Raw genomic sequence first — 1748 nt, 5'->3', positions numbered from 1 at the left:
GACCGGCTCTGGAGGAGGCAGAAGAGAGAATGCAGGCATAAGTAACGAAAAGACGGGTGCGATCCCCGTCCGCCGAAAACCTAAGGGTTCCGGGGTAAAGGCAATCTGCCCCGGGTAAGTCGGCCCCTAAGGCGAGGACGAAAGTCGTAGTCGATGGGAAATCGGTTTATAATCCGATACTTATTAAGTTTTTATGGAATGACGCATGAGGTGAAATCCGGCCGGGCGACGGTTGTCCCGGTCAAAGCAACGAGGTGCTGAGGCTCTGGTTAAAATAAGGGTTGAGCTGAGTTGTTACAGCGAGCGGAAAGAAAGTTGAAGCGAAGCGGACGTAATCAGGGTGCCGGGAAATAATTCCTAAGTCAGGCTTAATAAACCGTACCGTAAACGGACACACGTAGGTGGGATGAGTAATCTAAGGCGCACGAGCGAACTCGCGTTAAGGAACTCGGCAAAATGCGCACGTAACTTCGGAAGAAGTGCGGCTCCTGTTTGATAAGATTAGGAGCGACACAAAGCAGGCCCAGGCGACTGTTTATCAAAAACACAGCCATCTGCGAACCAGTAATGGGACGTATAGGTGGTGACACCTGCCCGGTGCTGGAAGGTTAAGAGGAGCGGTCAAGGGTAACCTGAAGCTGTGAATCGAAGCCCCAGTAAACGGCGGCCGTAACTATAACGGTCCTAAGGTAGCGAAATTCCTTGTCGGGTAAGTTCCGACCCGCACGAATGGTGTAACGATTCTGGGCACTGTCTCAACGCGAGACTCGGTGAAATTTATATTCCGGTAAAGAAGCCGGATACCCATAATTAGACGGAAAGACCCCGTGAACCTTCACCGTAACTTAATATTGGGATCCTGTTCATTATGTGTAGGATAGCTGGGAGGCAGTGAAGCGTGGCCGTCAGGTTGCGCAGAGCCAATGGTGAAATACCAGCCTTGATGGACAGGATTTCTAACCTTAGCCTTGAAGCAGGTTTGGGGACAATGTTAGGCAGGCGGTTTGACTGGGGCGGTCGCCTCCCAAAGAGTAACGGAGGTGCGCGAAGGTCTCCTCGCGCTGGTTGGAAATCAGCGTACGAGTGTAAAGGCACAAGGAGGCTTGACTGCGAGGGTGACAATCCGAGCAGGTACGAAAGTAGGTCTTAGTGATCTGATGGTGCTGAGTGGAAAGGCCATCACTTAACGGACAAAAGGTACTCCGGGGATAACAGGCTGATTTTCCCCAAGAGTTCACATCGACGGGAAAGTTTGGCACCTCGATGTCGGCTCATCGCATCCTGGGGCTGGAGCAGGTCCCAAGGGTTTGGCTGTTCGCCAATTAAAGCGGTACGTGAGCTGGGTTCAGAACGTCGCGAGACAGTTCGGTCCCTATCTGTTATGGGCGCTGGAAGTTTGAGAGGAGCTGCTTTTAGTACGAGAGGACCGAAGTGGACGAACCTCTGGTTTACCAGTTATCCTGCCAAGGGTAAGTGCTGGGTATCTAAGTTCGGAAGGGATAACCGCTGAAAGCATCTAAGCGGGAAGCCCACCTCAAGATAAGACTTCCCTAAGACTATAAGTCTTCTGAAGACCCCAGAGAGACTATCTGGTTGATAGGATGCAGGTGTAAGCACAGCGATGTGTTCAGCCGAGCATTACTAATAGGTCGTGAGGCTTGACCATATTCTCATCTCCGTTTACAATACGGATACTTCATTAAAGACGCTCCGGTCGTGCAGCAGAAAATGCTCTAACGGCCCTTGTT

1 rRNA gene is annotated in these 1748 nt (G+C 51.4%); it reads left to right on the top strand.

Annotated features, from left to right (window positions below):
* Positions 1–1666, top strand: a 23S ribosomal RNA gene (locus tag T530_RS15215); the annotation flags it as partial.
* Between the last annotated feature and the right edge of the window lie 82 nt (positions 1667–1748).

Origin of the sequence: Treponema sp. C6A8 (genome assembly GCF_000619925.1) — a bacterium.
Classification (GTDB): Bacteria; Spirochaetota; Spirochaetia; order Treponematales; family Treponemataceae; genus Treponema_D.
This window is presented reverse-complemented; position numbering and strand designations above follow the sequence as displayed.